Raw genomic sequence first — 23,080 nt, 5'->3', positions numbered from 1 at the left:
GTAGCCCGGGGCCAGAGGGTCCCCCGCCTTCGCTCCCCCCGCGCCCCCGCGAACGCCAACGTCCGAGGCCAGGTTGCTCCCTTCCGGGCCTGGCCAGGTTCCCTCGGCTCCGGCGGTAGCCTCCGCCCTCCAGCGGAGACTCCAGCCCCGTTGGCCCCGCGGGACGGGGTTCACTGGTCCAGCGGGCTCTGGCCCCGGCGAGGGACCCTCCCCCGGGGTTGCTGGCCCCGCTTTACGCCTTCGGCCACGGCTTATGCCGTGGGGGAGGCGGCGGCCCTCCCAGCCCTACCCGTGCGCCGGTAATAGTTATTCGGTGCGTGGGCCTTTTTATTGTGGTGGGATGAGGGCATGGAGGGCGGTGTGCTGGTTTGGCTGGGCCTGCTCCTGGTCTTCCTGGGCTTTATACTGATATTCGCTGGCCTGGTGTTCGAGGCTATAGGGTCTGGTGGCCGCGTTGAGGGGGGTGGGGTCGTTATAATCGGCCCTATACCCATAGTGTTCGGTACCAGTGGTAGGGCTGCCCTGCTCGCAGCCGTCCTGGGCGTTGTTTTAATGGTTCTAGCCATAGCCTTCTACCTCATCGGGAGAAGTGGTGGGTGATGCCGGCTAAGAGGCCTGTCGAGTCGAGGGACATCTACAGGCTTACCCTGGTCTCTAATCCTAGGGTCTCGCCCGACGGTGGGCGCGTTGTATTTGTTGCGTCGAGGGCTAGGGAGGACGAGTACCTCTCCGCCATCTGGGTGAGCGACGGCGAGAGGTCCAGGCCCCTCACGGGGGGTCCCCGGGATACTTGTCCTACGTGGAGCCCCGAGGCCGATATGGTGGCCTTCACCAGGAGGAGGAACGAGAAGGTATACAGGCTCATGATAGTGGGGGTCGAGGGCGGGGAGCCCTGGACCCTTGCACGGTTCAACCAGCCCCTCACCAGGCTCGAATGGAGCCCCACTGGGGACTTCATAGCTGTCGAGTCACGCATGGCTGAGGGGGCCTGGGCTAAGTACGAGGATAGGGATGTGTTGGAGATCGATAGGCTACCGCCATGGTTTAACGGTGTTGGATGGGTCTTCGACAGGCCCCGGGGCGTATACCTCGTATCCTACCCCTCGGGGGGAGTTACGAGGGTCTCGCCTGCGGGCATGGACTCGTGGCTTCCGGCCTGGAGCCCCCATGGACGCTATCTAGCCTATGTGAGGTATCCCAGCGAGCTTGAGCCCTATAGGGGAGAGGTGGTTTTGTATGATGTGGAGACGGGGCGCGAGAGGGTCCTAGTAGAGAACGTGGCTGTAAGCGGCCTCGCCTGGAGCCCGGACGGCGAGCTCCTGGCCCTGCGGGGGCACTTCTTCGAGAGGGGCTTGGTCACCCACCACAAGGTATACACTGTAAACGTGGAGACTGGGGACAGGGAGTGCGTAACCTGCCAGCTCGACTTGAACGCGCTCAACACCGTTAACAGCGATGTTAGGGGTCCCTCGTGCAACTCCAACATGGGTTGGGATGATAAGGGATGGCTCTACTTCCAGGTCCACGAGGCCGGGCGCATCCACATATACAGGTCGAGGCCCGGCGGTGAACCCCTCCTCTTCCTCGAAGCCGGGAATGGAGTTATCGACGAGTTCGACGTATCCCAGCAAGGAGACTCTGTGGCCTACACCTACATGACACCGGTCAAACCCAAGGAACTATACCTGTACAATGGCGAGTCCCCGGTTAGGGCCACCTACTTCAACGACTGGATCGAGAGGGAGCGGCTGCTAGCCGAGCCACAGCACCATATAGTAGAGTCGCCGAGCGGCGAGACTCTCGACCTATGGATACTGCCCCCCGTGGAGGACTCGGATTGCACTGGATGCATGCCATGGGTGCTCTACATCCATGGAGGCCCCAAGACGAGCTTTGGTATGGGCTTCATGTTCGAGTTCCACGTCTTAAGCGGTAGGGGCTTCGCGGTAGTGTATGGGAACCCCCATGGAAGCGACGGCTACTCTGAGGGCTTCGCCGACATAAGGGGCCGCTACGGCACTATCGACTACGAGGATATAATCCAATTCGCCAACGCTGCCCCCAGCCTCTACCAGGCCCTAGACCCTGGGAGGGCTGCTGTAGCTGGCGGTAGCTACGGTGGGTGGATGGTCAACTACATACTCACCAGGACCAGCCGGTTCAAGGCGGCGGTAACCATGAGGTCGTGCAGTAACTGGGCGAGCTTCTACGGGGCCAGCGATATAGGCTGGTATTTCGCCAGGGAGCACCTGGGAGGGACCCCCTGGGAGTCCCCGGAGGCCTACCTAGAGAAGAGCCCGCTCTTCCACCTCGACAGGGTGAAGACCCCTACGCTAGTAATCCACAGCCTAGAGGACTATAGGTGTCCCCTGGACCAAGCCCTCGCACTCTACACGGGGTTGAAGGTTCTCGGAGTAGAGGCTAAACTGGCGTTGTTTCCCCGGGAGAATCACGACCTCTCCAGGCAGGGAACCCCCCGTAGGAGGGTTAAGAGGCTCGACATGATAGTCGAGTGGCTGGAGGGCAAGCTGGGCTCCGGGGCTCGGACTCCGGGGCGGGGATAACTCCTCTAGTCCTGGTATCAGTCTTTCTGGGTTTATCATACCTTTTTAATAGCTGTGATTGCGGCACAGAGTTTCCTGGTAGGATAGGGTGACTGGGTATGGTTGAGCTTCACCAGACTAATGTGGTCTACGTTGGTAGGAAGGATGTCATGAACTATGTACTGGCAGCGATCAGACTGTTCAGCGACGGTGCTGAGGAGGTCGTGATAAGAGCCAGGGGCACCAACATATGCAAGGCCGTTGACGTGGCGGAGAACATAAGAAACCTCTTCATGAAGAACACCGAGGTTGCAGGCGTAAACATATACAGCGAGGAGCTGGAGGCGCAGGGAGGGAAGAAGAAGAGGGTGTCAGCAATAGAGATAAAGCTCAGGAAGAAGCGCGAGGAAGGCTCCTAGGCGCCCTCTCTAAAACCCCCGGGGTCTCTTCCTCTTCGGGAATCCATGGGAAGCGCCCCTGAGAACCCTTCAGCCGCCTGGACTGGAGTATATCTTCAGGGCGTTCTCCAGTTTCCCCGACTTGATTAGATTAGACAGTCTCTCGGGTATCTCCTTCTCAATGAGCCTCTCTCGGGCCTCCTTTGGAACGCCCTTGTACTTTTCCTCCAGCTCCCTCCTGATCTCGTCTATGAGCTGCCTTGCGAGGTAGGGTTTGAGATCCTTCTTATCGGGGCTCCATCCGACTCCTTCGACTAGGACCCCGCAGGGCACGTTGACACCTACCCTCTCGACCCTCTTATTCCTGACCTCGATGTTCTTGGCCCTCAGAACCCTGCCATTGGGCAGGACCAGGTAGTCTCCTATGGCTAGGTCTCCCTCGGCCACGGTCCCGGCTAGGATTGTCAAGCCCTTCACTAGGGGAGGCCTCCTCAGAATCTGGAAGACCTCTAGTGCTAGGAAGTAGCCCTTGAACTCGCCGAGCTCAACTCCCTCTCCGGTATCTCCACCCTTCCTCCTCTTCCTGAAGAACAAGGCGGCGCTCCCACTCTAGGATGTTACTGTCAAGTAAAATATGTTTTATAAGGAATTCCGGAATACTCTATAAAGCTCCAGCGCCGGAACCGGTTTTCCGCCTTGCCCTGGGCAGAAGGTTAGGGATTCAATGCGAACTCATATATGTTACCATTAGAGTATTATACTCTAACTGTATAATACAGTCTGGGGGACGCATTGCAACCTCATAGCTTCGTTGATAGAAGGTCTGAGCTGGAGCTATTAGAGGGGCTCTGGAGCAAAGGTAGGGGCCTAGGCATAGTCTATGGCCGGAGGAGGATTGGGAAGACCAGGCTCCTCCTAAAGTGGGTGGAGGAGAAGCCGCACGTCTACTATCAGGCTGGCTTCTACTCGCACGATATCAACCTCCAGGGGCTAGCGAGGGCTTTCGAGGAGTACCTGGGTATCGAGGGGCTCTCGAAGGTCAAGTTCTCCGGCCTCGACGTCCTCCTTGAGCATGTACTACGCATATGGAGGGGGAAGCTTGTAATCATCATTGATGAGATCACCTACTGGACCCGCTCATACCCAGGCGTTGTCTCAGAAGTCCAGAGGTTTATCGACCACGTGCTACCCGGGTTCCAGGCGGTCATCGTGCTCACTGGGAGTATCGTGGGTGTAGTTACTAGGGATCTAGTGGGCGGCGGATCGCCGTTATTCGGTAGGGCTAGTCTCCGGATCCGACTTGGCGAGCTCTCGCCCTGGTGCCTGCCATACTTCCTATCAAGATACGGAGGTAGCGGGCTCGTCGAGGCCTACTCGCTGGTGGGCGGAGTCCCATACTACCTTGTCGAGTGGCCGGACGAGCTCGAACCCCTCGACGCGTACCTACGCATGTTCGCCCCTGGAGGCACGCTTGAAGACGAGCCCCTCATGCTCCTGCGCGAGGAGGTTAGGAACCCCTCGCCCTACATATCGATAGTTAGGGCGATAGCTGAGGGTATGAGGACTATAGGCAGGATTAGCAACTACACAGGGCTCCCCCTCGGGCACGTGAGCAGGTATCTGTCGACGCTCATCCAACTAGGCCTCGTCGGCTACGAGCCCCTAGTGCCCAGGAGGAGGAAGGGGCGCCTGCTAGCGATCAACGACAGACTCCTGAAATCCTACTACACCCTCATAGAACCATACCGGCACATACTATCCACGAGGCCAGGTAAGATACCGGAGCCCTTAAGGACCAGGTATAGGGCGATCGTCGCTGACGGCTGGGAAAGGCTAGCTTCACACCACGCCCTCACACAGCTAGCCCCGCAACTAGGCATAGCTGTGTCGGAGGCCGGCAGGCTAGTCTTCAAGGGCGACGAAGTAGACTATGTAATCATTGATAGCGATAACCGTAGGGTTCTAGCGGTGGAAGCCAAGTGGAGTCCCCTCACCAAAAGAGAGATACAGGATATAACCAGGGAGACTAGGATCAAGGTCCACAGGCTGCTGCCAGGCTACAACGTGACAGTAGCACTGTACGCCCGCGAAGCCAGTGAGCCAAACCTGGACGACGCGATGATAATTACACCAGAGGACCTACCCTGGAAGAGAGACTGTAGGTAACCCTTGAACATGGGCTCCATCTAATAACTTTACGAGCAGTATAACCTTCTAGGGCGTTGGGATGCCGTGGGCGATCGTCACCGCGTCATCCAGAGGCATAGGATTCCACATCTCCAAGGCCCTAGCCGAGCTAGGCCTAAACCTGGTGCTGGGCTCCCGTAACATGGACAAGCTAGTCGAGGCGGCGTCAAGCATCTCCCGGGAGTACGGTGTCGAGGCCCTTCCTGTAAAGCTCGATATGAGGCGGCGGGAATCCGTGGAGGCCTTCATAAAGGAGGTCGACGGGATAGTCGACTCCCTAGAGGTCCTGGCAGTGAACTATGGCAACCCCTCCTGCGAGCCCTGCACGCTGAAGGAAGCCGAGTGGAGCGACTGGATTGAGGCTGCTAGCATGTACATAGCGGCGACGGCGGAGCTCCTCAAGTACGTAGCCTCTAGGTGGAGTGCGAGGGTGATCCTGGTATCCAGCTTCACGACCAGGACCTTCCACCGAGGCCTAATAGTAGCAGACACTATCCGGAAGGGGCTTGAGGTCCTGGTTAAGGCGGCAGCACTCGAATATCCCGGAAGACTATACCCAGTACTCCTCCTACTCGGCAGCTTCCCAACGCCGGGCGCCTGGGAGACCATAGAGGCCATATCCCGCGGGAAGGGTGTTGAACCGGGGGCCTACTGGAGGAGGGAGGTCGAGGGCCTCTCAGCCCTGAAGAGGGCCGGCAGGTTCGAAGAGCTGAGAGAGCTCGTGAAGTTCCTAGCCAGGGCTCCAGAATACCTCACGGGCTCAACGATACTATTCGATGGAGGGTCCCTCAAATGCTACTAGGAGGGAGGCCTATATCACCAGATACTCCCGCTCGATATGCCTCTCAATATAGGAGAGCCACTTAACCTTGAACATGCTCCCGTCGAAGAGCTCAACCTCATCCCACCCCAGCGCCACTCCTGCGGTCACACGCCCGATGGCGTCGGCCTTGAGTATACCAGAGCCGCTGGTGCCAGCGCTAATCACGAGGTCTGACCCGTTGTACTCGCACACGACTGGCTGCTTGTCGGGGCTTAGGTCATAGTGGCCTGCCCACATGGAGGTTGGCCTGGCGCCCTCGAACTGGGGGAAATATACTGTAACCAGGGGGTGGATCGTGTATATGTAGTAGCTCTCCTCGGCCACGGGATCCTCCTCTAGCTTGAAGGGCCTCCCCAGGTCATCACTATACCCGGCCCAGAAGCTACCCTCCTCGGGGGTCGGCCTCAGATAGGCCATGTTGGGTAGTATAGTCATAGGCGCTGCCCCATACTTGTTGAAGCCCTTGGCGTAGAGGACCTTCCTCTGCTCGCCCGTCTCCGCCTTTATGGCAAATATCTGCCTCTTCTTAGGCCTGGTGAAGCTGTCTACCCCGATGGGCTCCAGGAGGTAGGGTGTCCACGCGCCCGCCGCTACGATGACCTTCTTCCTAGCGGTGAACTCACGCCCGCTACTAGTCCTGACGCCGGACACCCTCTTATCCTGCCAGGGCAGGGGCTCTCCCTCGATTCCAATGGGCTTCCTAGGCTCCAATAGGAACTCCCTGACCTCCTCGTTGAAAGCGAACACAACCCCCATGCCCTTATTCTTCTCATAGTAGTAGTTCGCCAGCTTGTCGGGCATCAGGGTTCCGGCCCTCGGTATGAGTATACCAGCTATTATGTCCCTGGCGTCGAGTAGCTCGGCCTCCTCAGTGCCCTCGACGCTCGTCCTAACCCCAAGATTCTCCTCCAGGTACCCGGGCTCCAGGACCTTGTAGTCGAGGCCCATCTTATCGGCGTGTGCCAATCCCGGCTTGATCTCCTCCATTCTATGCTTGTCTGCCAGGAACAGGTATCCTACGAACCTCATATCTAGGCTGTAACCGGACTCTTGTACATGCTCGTAGAAAGCCACGCTACTACCCGCGAGGGCCATGTTCACCCTGGAGGTGAAGAAGACCCTGAAGGCGGCCGCACTCTTACTGGTGTCCCCGGCCGCCGGGCCCGGGGCCTTATCCACGACGAGTATCCGGGCCCCATTGTCCCACTGGGAGAGGTGGTATGCAGTTGCAAGCCCGATTATCCCGGAGCCCACTATTACATAATCAAACTCTGCCACAGCACAAACCCCTACCAGTCGCACGGGCACGCGTCCATGTATACTAGCTTGTCCTCGGGGATTGAATTATAGTCTTAAGCTATTAACCATATATGCACAACAACACCCTCAAGGAGGGGTGTAATGCCAAATGCAGGAGCAAGACATCGCTTATGACAGCCTCCGCTCACTAGCCAGGAGGCACAAGAGGATACTCGTGTATGGTGCTGGGGGCGGGGGAGACGCCCTTGGAGCAGTACACCTCTACATGAAGCTGAAAGACTATGGGGCGGAGCCCATAATAGGCTCTGTCGTATGGGAGCGGTTCCCAGTAGACCCATACCCAGGCCCCATACCATTGGAGACGCTCATCAACGCGGAGCCCATAGGGTGGAGCGCAGCCCTGGTGACGGGCGAGAGCGTAGCATTGAGGTATGGTTACGAGGTCAAGTTTCAGCTAGCTAGAGTAGCGGGGGCTCTCGGTGTGGAGGGTCTCTTCATAGATATAAGCAAGGGCGTGGTTGGCGTTGCAGAAGCCCTAAGGGCGGCCAGGGAGGCCTTGGAGGTGGAGGCTGTTATAGCCCTGGATACCGGGGGTGATATACTCGCCGTAGGCTGCGAGGATAACCTCTGGAGCCCCCTAGCCGACGCGGTAAGCCTAGCCGGCCTAGCCGAGGCCGGGCTGCCAGCTCTAGTAGCGGTTCATGGCCCCGGGGCCGACGGCGAGCTCTCGCAGGACCAGGTCCTACGCTATATCTCCCGCATAGCAGGAGAGGACGGGTTGATAGAAGTCTCTGGACTAAGTAAAATGGAGACAGAATACATATCAAGGATAATGGAAAACATCTACAGTGAATCCTCAAAGATTCCGGTCTATGCCTTCAAGGGGGAATACGGGGAGAAGGAAATCAGAGCTAAGACGAGGAGAGTCCACGTTAACCCGGTAACAGCGGCGACATTCATACTAGACGCTGGCAAGGTATTCCAATGGAGCGAGCAGGCTAAGGCAGTCTCCGGGACCCGGGGAATAGGACAGGCCAAGGAGAGGCTCAACGCCTACTGCATAGTAACGGAGCTCGACCTTGAGCTGGAGCTCTCTAGGCTCAAGGAGTCTCCCACTCCAAGAGCGCAGACGCTAGACGAGATCCGGAGGAGCCTCAGGCGTAGGCTTATGGCGAGGGGCTGTAAAGCCTTCAGCTGTAAAGCCTAGCTCCTCTGCGTGCTCCTGGCCTGGGCTATTGGTACAATCATCTCCTCTAACAGGTCGATCCTCTCGTTAAGGTAGTTGTAGTATTCTAGGGCCTCCTTGTTTCTACCCTCTAGCCTTAGGATAATCTTCCTTAGCTGCTTGATAGTCTCCTCAAGCATCTTAACCCTAGTCTCTAGGCTCGCTATATCGGCCTCCAGCTTCTTACTGGTCATGCCGCCTTCAAGCCCGTTCCTTATGTATAGCTTTATAAGGTCGGTCACCTGTATTCCCAGCTCGCCTGCTTTTTTCTTCAGCTCCTCGTATACCTTGGATGGGAGGGAGATGTGGACTGTTGGCAAGTGTCTTCCCCATGTAATAGTAAGACTGCAATAGGAGTATTAAAGTCTGTGCCTTCATTCCTAGGACTGTAGTCAAAAGATCGACAAGAATCTACTGCCAGGCGATACCTGGGTCTGGAATGCATTATATCTGGTAGTACCACATGTAAGTAATACCGGTGGGAGGATGAGAGTAGTCTCATTCAAAGTCGAGGAGGACTTGCTGGAGGTTCTAGAGGAGTACGCCAGGAGGAAGAGGATCAGCAAGAGCGAATTGATCAGGAGGGCTCTCCGCAACTTTATAAGCGAGACAGAGGAGAGGCCATACATCACCCGGCGAGTCCGAGTGTACTAGCTGTATGTCTTCTCTATACAACGAGACTCCTGGGCTCCTCGTCTCTGTGCTCTGGTGCTGTGGATGTGTCTTTTCTGTTAGTGGAAAAGACATGGCAAGGTGTGGCAGGAGAAAAGAAGGGTTATAAAAATTAAAAATGTTTGGTTTAAGCGATTAGCTCCTCGACAGGTATATTGGGCGGCTCCTCGTTCTTCTTCCAGGGATCAACGCCCTCAACAGGCTTTGCTTCTGGCGGTAGATCCTTCCTAGGCTTCTTCTCCTCCATTGGGCCAACCTTCTTGGAGATCCTCTCCTTCTTGTAGAGGCCAAGCCTATACTTTATCAGGGCAGACCGTAGCCTCTGTATAGCCGCGGCCGGGTCAACCATCTTCGGACAGACCGCGGAGCAGCTAGCTGCGTAGTGGCAGCTGAAGGGTCCCTCGTCGCCATCGATCATCTCAAGCCTCTCCTGCCAGGCCTCGTCCCTGGGATCGGCTACATACCTCCAGGCGTATGCTAGGGCCTGTGGCCCTAGGAACCTATCGGTGCTGGCCACTACAGGGCATGCGCTGTAACATAGCCCACAGGCTATACATAGGGTGTACTCGTATATGTTGTAGTGCTCTTCCGGTAGTACCTCGTATTCGTAGTCTCCCGTCTCCCTCTCCTCTACATCCTTCCTTATCAGGTAGGGCTTGACCTTCCTGTGCTTCTCGAAGAACTTGGTGAAGTCCGTCAGCAGGTCTCTTACCACGGGGTGGTTCTTCAACGGCTCCACTGTTATGACGGGGTTCGCTTCGGTCGCCACCTCTGCTATCTGCGTCTGGCACGCGAGCCTGGGCATGCCGTTAATGACCATTCCACAGCTGCCGCAGACCCCCATTCTACAGCTGTATCTCATAACTATGGTGTGGTCGATCTCCTCCTTTATCTTGAGGAGCGCGTCCAGCACAGTCATGCCCCTATAGGTCTCGACCGTGTAGTCCTGCCACCACTCCTTCCCAGACACTGGATCATATCTCTTGATCCTGAAGGTAACCTTCTTAGGGGGAGTCCTCGTAGCCGCCTTCGGGTCGAACGTCACATCACTCCACCTCCACAACCACTATGCTCCACCGGGCGGAGGGCTAATCCCGACGACAGTATACGTCGCGAGCCCGGCGAACACGATAAACAATATGACTATGACCGCCGTGATGAGCTTCTCATACTTGCCATCAGTCCACTCCAACAGCACATTCCTAAGCCCATTGAACCCGTGTAGCAGGACGGCGTACGCGAATATCAAGAGCAACACGCCATACGTGGTTATCTCGTGGTAGATCAGCTTGCTCCCAAGGGTCTCCCTGAAGGTCTCCACGCCCCTCAGCGCGGGGACCCTCACGACCAGGTGCCACGTGAGCAGGAATATCAAGAGTATAGCCGTGATGTACTGGAGCAACATCTTATTACTACCACTACCCATACCCATCACACCCCACTCACTTGACAAACAAGATGTATCCTGTAGCGGCCCAGAGTATCGGCCACAGTATAAACACCAGGTACAACAGCCTCCTCTGGCAAGCCTTCAAGCTAGGCGGAACGTACGGCGGCTTCGGCTTCTCAGGCCTCCCAATGCACACTCCCAGGAACTCGACGAGTAACAGCCTAATCCCGTTGAGCCCGTGGTACCATGCTATACCGGCGAAGAAGAAGAAGTAGAGCGTCACTGGAGTTATACCTTGAGCCTTGCTGACCTCCTCGATCCACGCCTCCCAACCCGTGTGGGCTGGCGTCCCGGTAACGTAGATGTGGGCCATTACTATGAGAGCCATGAGGACTCCGGTTATCCTGTGCAATACGAAGGCGAGTCTCTCAGGGTTGTTGACGATCCTGAGGACCCAGGGGTTTATACTAGCCACCCAGCCAGGCCTATTCTCCTTGCTCCTAACACCCATCAGGGACACCCCCTAGTACTTCCTCTCAACAGGCTTCCAAGTCGAGACGTCCACTGGCGTGTAGGCGAGCCTGACATCGTCCTCGCCACTCCTCAGGACTAGGGTGTGCTTGAGCCAGTTCTCGTCGTCCCTCTTCGGGTAGTCGAGCCTGTAGTGGGCTCCACGCGACTCGGTCCTCTCCAAGCCAGCCTTAACCGCTGCCAAGGCCACGTCCAGCAGGTTTATCGTTTCGAGCGCTGATTGCAGGTCTGTGTTGTAGACCGTCCCCTTGTCCTCTATGTAGGCTTCGTTCTTGAACTTCTTCCGGAGCTCTAGTATCTTGCTGAGCGCAGCCCTTATACCATCTCCAGTCCTGAAGACGTAGAAGTTCTCTCCCATGGCAGTCCTGAGCTCCCTCTTGATCTCATAACTCGGTACACCGCTCTCCCTCTTCAGGAGGCCCCATACGAAGTCCTCCTCCTGCTTATGCCTCTCTGGACTGACTGTCTTAGCCTCGGCGCCCTTCAACACGTACTCGGCCGCCAGTACTCCAGCTATCCTACCGCTGGTCAGGCACTCCGCGGTGCTATTGCTCCCGAGCCTGTTGGCGCCATGCACACTGGCAGCCGCTACTTCTCCGGCAGCGAATAGACCCTTGATCCACCTGCCCTCCTCGTCGAGGACCCGGTAGTACATGTCGGTGTGTATGCCGCCCATCGTGTAGTGGGCTACAGGCCTCACGGGTATCGGCTCTTCAACCGGGTCTATACCGGCGTATCTGATTGCGATTTCTCTGACGGCTGGGAGCCTCTCGTTTATCTTTTCCTCGCCTAGGTGCCTCAGGTCTAGCAGGACGTATCCTAGCCCGGATACCTCGTCTTTGAACCCCCTGCCCTCTAGGATCTCCTTCATCTCACACCTCGACACGATGTCTCTGGGGGCTAGCTCGCCCTTGGTGGGGGCGCAGTCGCTCCTTAGCATGAACCGCTCTCCCTTGTTGTTTAGGAGGTATCCTCCCTCGCCCCTGGCGCCCTCTGTTATCAGTATGCCGCTGGGTATGAGCCCGGTGGGGTGGAACTGGATGAACTCCGGGTCCTTTAGGGGGACTCCGGCCCTCAGTGCCATGGCGTAGCCGTCTCCCGTCACGGTGTGGGCGTAGGTTGTGAAGTTGTATAGCCTGCCGCCTCCTCCAGCCGCTATTATGGCTGCCTTGGCCTTGAAGTAGTATAGCTTCCCCTCCTTCCAGTTTATGGCGTAGAGTCCCTTGAAGATGCCGTCCTCGACTACGAAGTTGGTGCCGAACCACTCGTCGTACCTCTCCCATCCATCATACTCTAATAGCTTGTTGTATAGTGTCTGCATCTCGTAGAACCCGGTCTTGTCGGCCGCGAAGACTGTTCTCCTATGGGAGTGGCCACCGAAGGGCCTCTGCGCTATCCTCCCATCGGGCCTCCTGCTCCATGGTAGTCCCCAGTGGTCTAGCAGGCGTATCTCCTCGGGCATCAGCTTGACGAATAGCCATACGGCTTCCTGGTCTGCTAGGAAGTCGGAGCCCTTTACCGTGTCCCATGCGTGTAGGGCGTAGCTGTCTCCCTCCTCCGGGTATAGTACGGCGGCTGTTCCCCCCTCTGCACTCACGCTGTGGCTCCTCATCAACTGTATCTTGCTCACGAGCCCCACGTCGACCTTGTCTCCATATTTTCTCTTGATCTCGACGGCCGCTCTAAGCCCGGCGATGCCGGTTCCGAGAATCACCACGTCGTGTTCAATGGTCTCTACTACAGGCATCCTATGCACCCGTCCTCTATCACTGCCCTTACCCGGGCAATTCTATTCTACTCGGTCTATCAAAAAGTATACATGACAATATATAACTTAGACTCACCGACAAGCATTGTCTAGGCCCACCACAGGCTATTTTATCACAACCCTCCTCCGTTGTGGATCCTAGTGGTGCCTCTTCTTAACGCTCTCGACGTACTCCTCGGGGCCGAGCAGCTCCTCGTACTCCCCCTTATCCGTAGCCTCTATGACTACGATCCACCCCTTGCCGTAGGGGTCCTTGTTTATGAGCTCCGGCTCCTCGTATAGGTCCTCGTTAACCTCGACGATCCTGCCCGAGACTGGCGCGTAGACGTCGGCTGTGGCCTTCATAGACTCCAGGGTAGCGATGGCATCGCCCTTGCTCACCTCATCGCCGACCTCGGGTAGCTCGACCCCGACAATGTCGGTCAGCCTCTTCTGCGCGTAATCGGTTATGCCCACCCTAACCCTGCCGTCCTCAAGGAGAGCCCACTCGTCGGAGTCAGTGTACCTTCTGTCAGTCATTACCAGGAACTCGATGTTGCCAACCCTAGCCTTGAAGGGCTCCAAACCGCTCCACCGGCTCCAATAATGGCAAGCCTCCCGGGATATTAACTACAAGCCCTCCCCAGTATCTACGGCCGATATAAAACCCAGAGCCGGGACTCTAAACCCAGGAGGACTGGGCGGCATGGTGTTTGAGGATACCCTAGTGAAGAGGATACTTGAGAAGTACAGGGTCCTCTGGTCGCTGGACCACGCGATGAGCCTAATGGGGTGGGACTCCGAGACCTACATGCCGAGGGCAGGGGTCACGGAGAGATCCATGGCTAGGGCCGAGCTATCCGTGCTCAGGCAGAAGCTACTACTGGACCCGGAGTTCACCGGGCTAGTCGAGAAGGCCAAGGGCCTTGAGGGGCTAAACGACTACGAGGCCGGCGTGGTACGGGTGCTGGACCGCGAGATCACGATAATGAAGAAGCTCCCGCCAGAACACGTGTTCGAGTTCTCAAGGGTCACCCAGGAGGCTGTGGAGGCTTGGAGGGTGGCCCGTGAGAAGGACGACTTCAACATATTCAAGCCCTATCTTGAGAGGATCGTGGAGCTATCCAGGGAGAGGGCAGAGTACCTCGGGTACGAGGACCACCCCTACAACGCACTGCTAGACCTCTACGAGGAAGGGCTAAGGGTTAGGGACATGGACGCGATCTACGACGCCATAATACCCCACAGCAAGAAGGTTCTAGAGAAGGTGCAGGAGGAGGCATACTTCCCAAGCCACCACGAGCTAGAGGAGATACGCTATGAGAGGAGTCCCATGGAGAAGGTTAACCATGAGATACTAGATCTGCTAGGCTACCCCTGGAGCCGTGCCAGGATTGACGTCAGCCCGCACCCATTCACCGTAAGCATGGGTATACGCGACGTCAGGATAACCACGAGGTACGAGGGCATAGACTTCAAGAACACGATCTACAGCGTGGTACACGAGTTCGGCCACGCGCTCTACGAGCTGCAGATAGACGAGGCCCTGATGGCGACACCCCTAGCCTCGGGGGTCAGCATGGGGGTGCACGAGAGCCAGTCCAGGTTCTGGGAGAACATCATAGGCAGGAGCAGGCCCTTCATAGCCCACTTGAAGAAGATACTCGACAAGCACCTAGACTTCACGAGGAGCTACACCGAGGAGGAGATATACAGGTACGTCAACACGGTCCGGCCAAGCCTCATACGAGTAGAGGCGGACGAGGTCACATACAACTTCCACACATACCTACGATACCAGCTAGAGAAGCTACTCATAACCGGCGAGGTCAGGGTCGACGATCTACCAGAACTCTGGGCGTTGGAGATGGAGAGGCTACTAGGCGTAAAGCCGAAGACCCACAGGGAAGGGGTGCTACAGGACATACACTGGAGCCACGGAAGCATAGGATACTTCCCAACCTACACGCTGGGCAACGTGATCGCGGCCCAGGTAAGGGCGAAGGCCGACGAAGAGTTGAAGGGGCTAGCGATGCTAGTAGAGGAGGGCGAGTTCAACGTTATAAAAGAATACCTGCGTGAAAAGATACACAGGTGGGGCTCAACATACCCGCCTAGGGATCTGGTAGAGAAGGCTACCGGGGAACCCGTAAACCCCGAGCACTTCAACAACTATCTCACAGAGAAATTCCTCTCAAAGAAGATTTAACCACACAACCATAACCTACCAGCAAGGGCTCGACAATGACGCTACAAGACTACACAGCACTAGTGAAGACCCGCAGGAAGATAGCATACAGCATAACAGCACTCGTAGGATATATACTCAGCCCAGCCAGCTGGTGGAACGACCTGATAGTAAACATCCCACTAGCACTGCTAGCCGCTAGACTACTCCAACCACTAGGAGTTAAGCCCCACATAGCATTCGTAGCCGCATACTGGGCCACAAACATGCTCGGAATCACCTTGATGATCGTAGGGTCAAAGGGCCTCCTCTCATCCAAGACCTCCGGGAAAGACCTGGCGACGGGCATAGCCGCCTCGATACTCTACACGCTCATAGCCGCCTACATCCTAGCCCTCTAGACCCTCGCCATAATACGTGCCCCTATACAATACCTTAGCCGCTTCGACGAGCTTCACAAACACTATCTGCGCGAGCCTAGCATCCTTCTCCACAACAATTCCCCCATCATTGAATACTACTAGGAGGGCCTGTCCCTTACCCACATACCCCGGATCCCACACAGCACACGAGACTGTGGCGCCCATTCTAAGCAAGCTACTCCTAGGGAAGCAAAGCCCTATGGCATCTGGAGGGACCCTCACGATATCCCTAAAGCGCACCCTATAGGCTCCAGGCGCTAGAACCCAGCCCCTGGGAGTGGGCTTCACCTCCTCGCCATCGGGTATCTTCTTCTCCTCCCCGATAAACCCGGAACCCTTCAAGACCTCGATGGACTCGACTCTCAAGTCCACGCCAGCAGGTTGCACCTGCCGCTCATCGGCACTGGGCACGAATTCCCTCGCCAAGTCACCGGGGTAAGCCAGTTGATCACCACCCCTGGGTTGACTGCTTGAGAAAGCTAGACGATTAAAGTGGTTGGGGTGTATGCCTCCTAGAAACCACGGGGGATCCTATTCGCGGTGGTTGCTCTCAGACTCGGTCTCTGTTGAATTCGATTGCTCAGAGTCCTCCGGAGTAGTGCCCTGTCTAGAGGCGGGTTCCTTTGAATCCCGTTCTTGTTCGGCTTCTTCCTGGAATAGCTTCTCTCCCCTCTGTATATAGTATGATAGTGCTATTACTGCGGAGACAAGTCCTATCAGGGCGCCTATCGTGTATAGGAGTGCGGCGGCCAGATACGATAGTATGACTGACTTGATTATGAGGGGGTGTGCTATCCCGCTTAACTCGGCGTGGGATACCTTACTCCACGCAGTCCACAGGGGGTTTACTAGTACCGCGGAGTAGTAGAGTAGTATTGATAGTGCGAACATGGATCCCATCGCCGCCATTATAGCTGATATCCACAGGTTCCTCACGCCGAGGAATGGAGCTATCACGACTGCTATGGCTCCGAACACGAGGCCAATCAACACGTAGGGGTCCATGAATAGCACCATCTCGTTAAGGCGCCCTAGATCCCTCACGTCCTGTAGCTGGGCTGGAGGCTTTACAGCTCCTTGAAGCGCGCTGGTTACTCCTCCGCTGGTTGGCGTGGCTGACATTATCAGCATCACGACCGCTATTAGGAGTAGTATAGCCCCGCTGAAGTAGCGGGCAAAGCTGGTCCTAGCCTTGACGAGTACAGCCCCGGCGGTAAAGATTATAGCTGCCAGGAGGGCCGTTATAGTCGTTGATAGAGGTATCTGGTATTGCTCTTTTAGGTCTTGTGGGAGGCCGAGGTAGCCTAGCAAGACGGTTAGCAGGTACGCCGTGAGTAGGAGTCCCCAGGCTATCGCCCCGCTTCTAATAGTTGATCCAGGCGACCCGGTTAACCCGCGTATGCCGGCGTAGAGGATTGTCAAGGCTAGTATGGCTAGTAGGGCGGCTTGGATGAAGGGTGCTATGTAGAGTAGGTAGAGTGATAGGGGCGCCGCCGCTCCTAGGTTGTTTATGAGCGATTCTATGCCGAGCCCGGCTAGTGCCATTACTGTGTAGGCTATTAACAGGTATCCTATGGAGAGGAATATGCTTGCTATCAACGCGGATACGCCGAGCAGCGTCCTGATCATGCTTTTCTTGGCCTGTGGTTTCCCTTTTGGTTCACGTTTGTATTCGGGTATTATCGTCAAGTTTCTCACCATAACTGGTTCCTGTATTAGTATTGGTTTAAATGTGTGTAAGTCCGCGCGTTAATTTACTTTAATGTAGCTGGTATAGGACGGGGTATTACGGGGCTTGACGCCTTATGTAGTAATTATTATTTTTGGAGGTAAGGTTTTTAGCTAAATTTTTATATATTTCTTTTTGACTCTAGCAACTAAAGCGAAGACGGGTGAATGATTCATGTCTCGATCGAAGGTAAACGTTCTACTAGCCATACTGCTCATAGCACTAATGGCTGTACCCCCGCTCACGGCACTAGCATCGCCACTGCCAAACAACGCGCCATCGCCTAACTCGATCGACGACGCGGTGAACCAGATAATCTCAAAGTACAATGCAGCCGGCGCGAAGGAGCTAAAGAATGGAGCCACTATCAAGCTACCCAAGCCCGTGAACCTAATGCTGCCAAAGAAGGCTCCAGGAATAGAGCCGATCGCCTCGGTAGCGCTAAACTGGAACAAGCTATTCCTCTCGGAGGAGGTCCCCAAGATACCTGTGAAGCTCGGGGGCCAGATGAGAATTCCATTGATAACCGGTGACATAGTAATAGTGCACACTACTATCGACGGGAAGATAGACAGTGTCAGCATTGCAGGGCAAAACGGGAAGCCCGCCAACTACGTCTACTACCAGGCCATCATTGACGGCAGGCTATACCTATTCCCCAAGGGCGTCAACCTGAAGAAGCTCGACCCAGAGCTTTTCGACATATCATACCTGGCCAGCTACGGGTACACTATCGAGAACAAGCTGGACAGCATACCCGTGATAGTAAAGTACAACGATAACGTGAAGGACCTAGGACTCCTCGTCAGCAGCCTACAAGGCTTGAACGCAAAAGTGACCCACGAATTCGACAAGCTAGACCTGGTATCCGCTAGGGTGCCCCTCAACGAGGCCAGGGCCTTCCTAAAGTATGTCGTCAACAGTGACATGATCGAGAAGGTCTACCTAGACTACAAGGTCACAGCATCCCTACTGCAGAGCGTGCCAATGATAGGAGCACCACAGGTATGGTCCGAGGGATACAACGGCTCCGGGGTCAAGATAGCAATACTAGACACTGGTATAGACAAGACCCACCCAATGCTCCAGGGCAAGGTAGTCCTTGAGAAGAGTTTCGTTGAGTATCCAGACTGGGAAGTCAACGATACCATGGACTACTTCGGCCACGGAACCCACGTCGCATCGACAGCGGCAGGCAAGATCTGGTACGTTGACGTGCCAGTGGTGGGAGGTACAAGGGTCCTGATAAACCAGACCTTCGACACGCCAACATTCGATGCAATCCAGGTATTCCTAGACGACTACGAGGAGAACGACATAATATACTACGCCTACAACTTCACGCTAGTCCTAAGCTCCAACGGGAGCCTAGTCACGGTATCAGGGGAGTCGGACCAGGTAGTGGGATATCCGCTCAACGAGACCTACAGCTACGACCTCGACGGCGATAACGTAACAGACCTATTCGCCTCAGTGTACATATGGGCGTACTCAAGCGACGACGACACACTAGGAGCGATAGTCAAAGCACACGACGCCACCACAGGAAACTGGACAGTCCTCGTAGGCTACGACCATCTAGGCCCAGGCGTGGCCCCAGGAGCAAGCCTATGGAACCTGAAGGTCCTCAACAGCTACGGCTGGGGCTATACCTCATGGATCATAAACGCGATAATGTTCGCTGCCCTAGGACCAGATGGCACCCCTAACACCGGCGACGAGGCCAATGTAATCAGCATGAGCCTCGGCGCTGCGGTGCCAAGCGACGGCACAGACCCGCTAAGCTTAGCAGTAGACTACGCTTCAAGCCTTGGAGTGGTCTCGGCGATAGCCGCTGGCAACGCCGGGCCAGGCTATAGGACTGTAGAGATACCTGGAGCAGCCAAGACAGCCATAACCGTGGGAGCCGCTACAAAGGACTATAGAATGGCCTGGTTCAGTAGCCAGGGCCCGACTGTTGATATGAGGATTAAGCCCACTGTAGTAGCCCCTGGCGTTGATATTACTGCTGCACTACCCGGTAACAGCTATGCCTCATGGTCTGGTACTAGTATGGCTACGCCGCACGTCTCAGGGAGCGCGGCACTACTAATACAAGCCTACAAACAGAAATACAACATGACGCTAACACCACAACAAATCAAAGACTTGCTTGTGATGACTGCGATGCCGTTAGGCTACGATCCGCTCGTTGAGGGCGCTGGGCTCGTACAGGTCAATAAGGCGGCTGACGCCACGATACTGGTCGACCCTGCAATAGACAACTTCATGCTGAGCCTAAACGAGAGCCTAAACCTATCGCTCTCCATAGAGAACCTTGAGCCCGTCAACAAGACCGTGACAATCAACGGAATAATCTACGACTTCCTAACCAAGGCAGTGGTCTATAACTTCACCGGATCAGTAACTCTGGGAGCAGACGAGACGAAGCCTGTGCAGTTCACCATACCCTCAACAGCCTTCCCAGCAAAGGGATACTACATCGCAGAACTATACTTCGTCGACGGGCACTCCAACAAGATATACAAGGGGCTCTACTCGATATCAATACTAAACAAGCTACAAGTCAACCTCACATACGCAGACGGAACACCAGGCTCCTGGGAGACAGTGATAATATTCAAGAAGAGCTACTCGACGCTCACAGAGGCACAGCTATTCTCATTCATGGGTTACTCAGATGACAATGGAACCGTCTCGCTATACGTGAACGATGGAGAATACTTCATACTCTGGATAGTCGACCTCAGCGACGAGCCAACATACGTAGTCAAGGAGGTCAACGTGACAAGCGATACAAGCGTGGTCCTAAACTCCTCAGACACACAGCCACTAGTCTACGACGCAGGCATGGCCGCATCCTACTGGGAGGACTTCTACCTGCTAGGATGGAACGACCCATACTTCTCAGTAGTAGTCGGATTCATCAGATACCTCGGAGGAGCAACCGATAACCCAGTAGTATACGTGTCCCCGACAGAGCTCATGAGCCAGTGGAGAGCCAAGTTCGTGCCGGAAGGCTACGACGTAGCCAACTCAACGTACTTCTACGACATGGCAATCCTAATAAACAAGACCCAGACCCCAATGACCGTGACCCCCGACTACGACAACGCTGGCTACAGGATAACAGACTACGGAACAGATGGAAGCCCATACTGGGACTCCTATGTGGCACAGCACGTATTCCTACTGGATAGCTTCGCCCCGATATCGATATCGTACTTCCTCCCGATAGACGCCCCGATAAGGAGGATCGAGGTCTTCACGGGCAACAGCATAGTATCCGAGTTCTACATCGAATGGAGCAAGTTCATAGCGTTCGTAGACGACTTCGACAAGCTGATCGAGCCCGGAGACCTAGTCTACTGGGGCTACGGCCTGCTACCAATGCAGGCGCCTCACGTGATCGACTACTCGATGTACGGCCTGCCCGGAGTGATATACACGGATCTCGGCATGGACGCCCTGGGCAACCAGCTCTGGTTCGACTATGGCCACCTGACCGTGTGGTTCAACGGGACCGTGATATACGATAGCGATGTAGATGACTTCGACGTGTTCACCATACCGCAGACCAACGGGACACTAGAGATATCGGTATTCGACTACACGTACCTAGACCTCTCCACATACGTAGACAGCGACGTCGTATACAAGGTGGTGAACGGAGAGCTCTACGGTCTACACAGGTACCTAGTGCTATTCCAGCAGGACGTGCTTGGAGGAGAGATACTCTGTGACTCGACACTAAACATAACCGGTATAGTAATGGTCCTAGACACCAGCTTCTCCCCAGTAAACGCGTCATCGCTAGATGTGACGATAACAGACCACCTAGGGCAAGACGCAAACGTCTACCTAAGCCAGGTAGACACCGGCGTCTACATGTTCATAGCATACCTGCCGAGCTTCAACTCGATCGGGCCAGTAGACTTCACTGTGGAGGGAAGCCAGGGCCCGGTAGCCTACAGGGAGGAGACAGCCTATAGCGCGTTCAACGTCTCACTCCTAGCCGTCACAGTAGGACCGCCGGGATCCGGAGCCGACTACACGTCCCTAAGCGATGCAGTAGCCCAGGCATCGCCATACACTGTCATAATGGTCTTCCCAGGAGTCTACAACGACACTGGCGTAGTGATAGACAAGCCGCTGTGGATAACCGGTATAGACCCGGAGAACCCGCCTGTAATCAACACGACGAGCGCCTTCGTAGTAAGCAACACCAAGGACGTGATACTAGAGAACATGCAGATCGGCACGATAATGGGAGGAGATAGCGTGCCAATAGGTGTTGAAGCCGCCAACTCGACATCGCAGGCTACAGCCGCGATAGAAATAGTCAACACCACCGACGCCTACCTGGCGAACCTCACAGTCAACGCGGCACCGGTAGACGCGATAAGCGTATCCCAGAGCACAGTCTACATGGAGAACGTCACAGCGGGCAACGCCGCCAGCGGAGCAGGCCTACACGCAGTCGCCTCAGACGTATACGTATGGAACTCGATGTTCCACGACAGCTACTGGGGCATACTAGCCGCTGACTCAAGCATAACAGCCTACAACACCGCCGCAACCAACAACGCCGCAGAAGGAATAACACTCATAGGAGGCTCCACCATGAGCGCAGCCTATGTAACCGCAACCGGCAACGACGTCGGCATAGCCGTTAGGGGAAGCTCGCACGCAGACGTATACTACTTCTACGCCGCTGGTAACACCTACTTCGGCCTCCTAACAGCAGACTCAGGCACTCTATACGCCAAGTACGGCACAGTAGCGGGAAGCCTAACCGGTATAGGGCTATTCAACACAGACCCCTCGGCGACCAGCGTCATAGAGGACGTATCGGTGATGGACACTGGCGTATACGGAGTCTTCACAGCGCTAGAGTCAAGCCTACAGCTAACCAATGCAACCATAGAGAACGCTGGAAACGTCGCGATACTAGCCATTGAGAACTCCATGATGCAGCTGACCAACGTCATGGTGAACGGCACCAGCTGGATAGGGCTAGGAGCCTACGGCAACTCCAAGGTCAATGCCATGTACCTGGCAGTCTATAACACTCCATGGGAGGCAGTGCTTGCAGCCGAGAACTCAAGCGTAGCCATTGAATACTACCACGCCAAGAACATCGGCAGAGGCCTGGGACTAATAGGCAACGCCAAGGTAAGCCTCTCAGAGGCCTACATAGAGGAGCCGCTCTACGAGGGAATCATAGTAACAGCCCAGACCACGCTAGACGCGTACATGGTTAGGATAGAGGCGCCTGGAATAACAGGTATACACGGCTACGACAACGCCAACATAACGGCGTCCTATGTGACGATAGAGAACCCGGCGTGGGCTGGAGTAGCGCTATTCCAGTCCTCCACGGGCAGCTTCAACTACCTGCTAGTAGAGAACAGTACTGGCTCTGGAGTGATACTACTAGACAACGCTGTCGGCAGCTTCACCAACTCAACGATACTCTCAAGCACATGGGGCGTCTCAGTCTGGGGCAACTCCATAGCGTACCTAGACAGGGTGCTGATAGAGAACAGCACATGGGAGGGAATAGCAGCCTTCGAGAACACCCAGGTATACGCTGACTCCTCGACGCTATACCACAACAGGAGGGGAATAAGCGTATTCGGATACGCAACGGTATACTTCAACAACGGCTGGATCGAGGGCAACAGCGACTGGGGAGCCGGAGTCTGGGACTTCGGCTACATAGACGCCGGGTCCAACTACTGGGGAGACCCGAGCGGTCCATACGATCCAGTACTCAACCCATCCGGTAGCGGAGACGCGCTAGCCGGCAACACCAGCATGATCAACTACTCGCCATGGCTAACCTCACCGCCAAGCGGAGCGCCAACACCAATATAGCTTGAAAGGATAAACTCATACCATAACCCCCAATTAATTTTTAATTTTTATTTCCTTCCCTACGATTATCTAGGCATATCATCAT

20 protein-coding genes and 1 other RNA gene are annotated in these 23,080 nt (G+C 55.5%); 10 read left to right on the top strand and 11 right to left on the bottom strand.

All coding sequences use genetic code 11. The annotated features are described in order from the left end of the window. Nucleotides 1-36: 36 nt before the first annotated feature. An RNA gene (ffs, locus tag F7C38_01660) (signal recognition particle sRNA) lies at nt 37-169 on the bottom strand. 179 nt (nt 170-348) lie between these two features. Here ffs and F7C38_01655 point away from each other — a divergent pair. The 3 genes from F7C38_01655 (at nt 349) to albA (ending at nt 2,962) form a co-directional block, all read left to right on the top strand. Next, nucleotides 349-600 (top strand): DUF131 domain-containing protein, encoded by a 252-nt coding sequence (locus F7C38_01655; protein ID MCE4600259.1) that lies wholly within the window; start codon nt 349-351, stop codon nt 598-600. Continuing rightward, on the top strand, nt 600-2,564 hold the full coding sequence (locus F7C38_01650) for a S9 family peptidase (GenBank protein MCE4600258.1): 1,965 nt from the start codon (nt 600-602) through the stop codon (nt 2,562-2,564). The genes F7C38_01655 and F7C38_01650 overlap by 1 nt, the downstream gene beginning before the upstream one ends. A 98-nt stretch (nt 2,565-2,662) precedes the next feature. Beyond that, on the top strand, nt 2,663-2,962 hold the full coding sequence (gene albA, locus F7C38_01645; GenBank protein ID MCE4600257.1) for a DNA-binding protein Alba: 300 nt from the start codon (nt 2,663-2,665) through the stop codon (nt 2,960-2,962). 69 nt (nt 2,963-3,031) lie between these two features. Here the strand turns inward: albA and F7C38_01640 are convergent, their stop codons facing one another. Then, nucleotides 3,032-3,535, bottom strand: a complete 504-nt coding sequence (locus F7C38_01640) for a hypothetical protein (GenBank protein MCE4600256.1) — start codon at nt 3,533-3,535, stop codon at nt 3,032-3,034. 198 nt (nt 3,536-3,733) lie between these two features. Between F7C38_01640 and F7C38_01635 the strand changes: the two genes are divergently transcribed. Continuing rightward, complete coding sequence (locus tag F7C38_01635) at nt 3,734-5,107, top strand: ATP-binding protein (GenBank protein ID MCE4600255.1); 1,374 nt, start codon at nt 3,734-3,736, stop codon at nt 5,105-5,107. 61 nt (nt 5,108-5,168) lie between these two features. Then, a complete protein-coding gene (locus tag F7C38_01630) occupies nt 5,169-5,930 on the top strand; it encodes an SDR family oxidoreductase (GenBank protein ID MCE4600254.1) in 762 nt (253 codons plus the stop codon). A gap of 9 nt (nt 5,931-5,939) precedes the next feature. On the opposite strand, the gene F7C38_01625 is transcribed toward F7C38_01630, so the two are convergent. Continuing rightward, complete coding sequence (locus tag F7C38_01625) at nt 5,940-7,229, bottom strand: FAD-binding oxidoreductase (GenBank protein MCE4600253.1); 1,290 nt, start codon at nt 7,227-7,229, stop codon at nt 5,940-5,942. A gap of 130 nt (nt 7,230-7,359) precedes the next feature. Between F7C38_01625 and F7C38_01620 the strand changes: the two genes are divergently transcribed. Further along, on the top strand, nt 7,360-8,418 hold the full coding sequence (locus F7C38_01620) for a DUF1152 domain-containing protein (GenBank protein MCE4600252.1): 1,059 nt from the start codon (nt 7,360-7,362) through the stop codon (nt 8,416-8,418). Here F7C38_01620 and F7C38_01615 read toward each other — a convergent pair. After that, nucleotides 8,415-8,756 carry a hypothetical protein gene (locus tag F7C38_01615; protein ID MCE4600251.1) on the bottom strand — a complete coding sequence of 114 codons (342 nt, stop codon included), beginning with the start codon at nt 8,754-8,756 and terminating at the stop codon, nt 8,415-8,417. The genes F7C38_01620 and F7C38_01615 overlap by 4 nt on opposite strands. 166 nt (nt 8,757-8,922) lie before the next feature. Here F7C38_01615 and F7C38_01610 point away from each other — a divergent pair, with 166 nt between their 5' ends. Next, on the top strand, nt 8,923-9,090 hold the full coding sequence (locus tag F7C38_01610) for a ribbon-helix-helix protein, CopG family (protein MCE4600250.1): 168 nt from the start codon (nt 8,923-8,925) through the stop codon (nt 9,088-9,090). Nucleotides 9,091-9,235: 145 nt separating this feature from the next. Here the strand turns inward: F7C38_01610 and F7C38_01605 are convergent, their stop codons facing one another. The 5 genes from F7C38_01605 to gcvH all read right to left on the bottom strand — a co-directional run bounded on the left by F7C38_01605 (nt 9,236) and on the right by gcvH (nt 13,316). After that, nucleotides 9,236-10,153, bottom strand: a complete 918-nt coding sequence (locus F7C38_01605) for a succinate dehydrogenase/fumarate reductase iron-sulfur subunit (protein MCE4600249.1) — start codon at nt 10,151-10,153, stop codon at nt 9,236-9,238. A gap of 21 nt (nt 10,154-10,174) precedes the next feature. After that, on the bottom strand, nt 10,175-10,534 hold the full coding sequence (locus F7C38_01600; GenBank protein ID MCE4600248.1) for a hypothetical protein: 360 nt from the start codon (nt 10,532-10,534) through the stop codon (nt 10,175-10,177). A gap of 16 nt (nt 10,535-10,550) precedes the next feature. Then, nucleotides 10,551-11,009 (bottom strand): succinate dehydrogenase, encoded by a 459-nt coding sequence (locus F7C38_01595; protein ID MCE4600247.1) that lies wholly within the window; start codon nt 11,007-11,009, stop codon nt 10,551-10,553. A gap of 12 nt (nt 11,010-11,021) precedes the next feature. Further along, complete coding sequence (locus tag F7C38_01590) at nt 11,022-12,776, bottom strand: succinate dehydrogenase/fumarate reductase flavoprotein subunit (GenBank protein MCE4600246.1); 1,755 nt, start codon at nt 12,774-12,776, stop codon at nt 11,022-11,024. A 159-nt stretch (nt 12,777-12,935) separates the two neighbouring features. Further along, nucleotides 12,936-13,316: a glycine cleavage system protein GcvH gene (gene gcvH / locus F7C38_01585; protein ID MCE4600245.1), complete on the bottom strand. Its 381-nt coding sequence runs from the start codon at nt 13,314-13,316 to the stop codon at nt 12,936-12,938. A gap of 166 nt (nt 13,317-13,482) precedes the next feature. Here gcvH and F7C38_01580 point away from each other — a divergent pair, with 166 nt between their 5' ends. Then, entirely contained in the window at nt 13,483-14,985 is a 1,503-nt protein-coding gene (locus tag F7C38_01580) for a carboxypeptidase M32 (GenBank protein ID MCE4600244.1), read from the top strand. Nucleotides 14,986-15,020: 35 nt separating this feature from the next. Next, nucleotides 15,021-15,365 (top strand): hypothetical protein, encoded by a 345-nt coding sequence (locus F7C38_01575; protein ID MCE4600243.1) that lies wholly within the window; start codon nt 15,021-15,023, stop codon nt 15,363-15,365. On the opposite strand, the gene F7C38_01570 is transcribed toward F7C38_01575, so the two are convergent. Beyond that, entirely contained in the window at nt 15,354-15,812 is a 459-nt protein-coding gene (locus F7C38_01570; protein ID MCE4600242.1) for a deoxyuridine 5'-triphosphate nucleotidohydrolase, read from the bottom strand. The two genes, F7C38_01575 and F7C38_01570, sit on opposite strands and share 12 nt — an antisense overlap. 105 nt (nt 15,813-15,917) lie before the next feature. After that, nucleotides 15,918-17,075, bottom strand: coding sequence for a hypothetical protein (locus tag F7C38_01565; protein ID MCE4600241.1), 1,158 nt, complete (start codon nt 17,073-17,075; stop codon nt 15,918-15,920). Between the two features lie 214 nt (nt 17,076-17,289). Between F7C38_01565 and F7C38_01560 the strand changes: the two genes are divergently transcribed. Next, nucleotides 17,290-22,995, top strand: a complete 5,706-nt coding sequence (locus F7C38_01560) for a S8 family serine peptidase (protein ID MCE4600240.1) — start codon at nt 17,290-17,292, stop codon at nt 22,993-22,995. Nucleotides 22,996-23,080: the final 85 nt, after the last annotated feature.

The sequence above is a fragment of the Candidatus Thermodiscus eudorianus genome (assembly GCA_015521085.1).
GTDB classification, from domain to species: Archaea; Thermoproteota; Thermoprotei_A; order Sulfolobales; family Acidilobaceae; genus Thermodiscus; species Thermodiscus eudorianus.
Note: the sequence above shows the minus strand (reverse complement) of the source record. Positions and strands in the feature narration are given on the sequence as shown.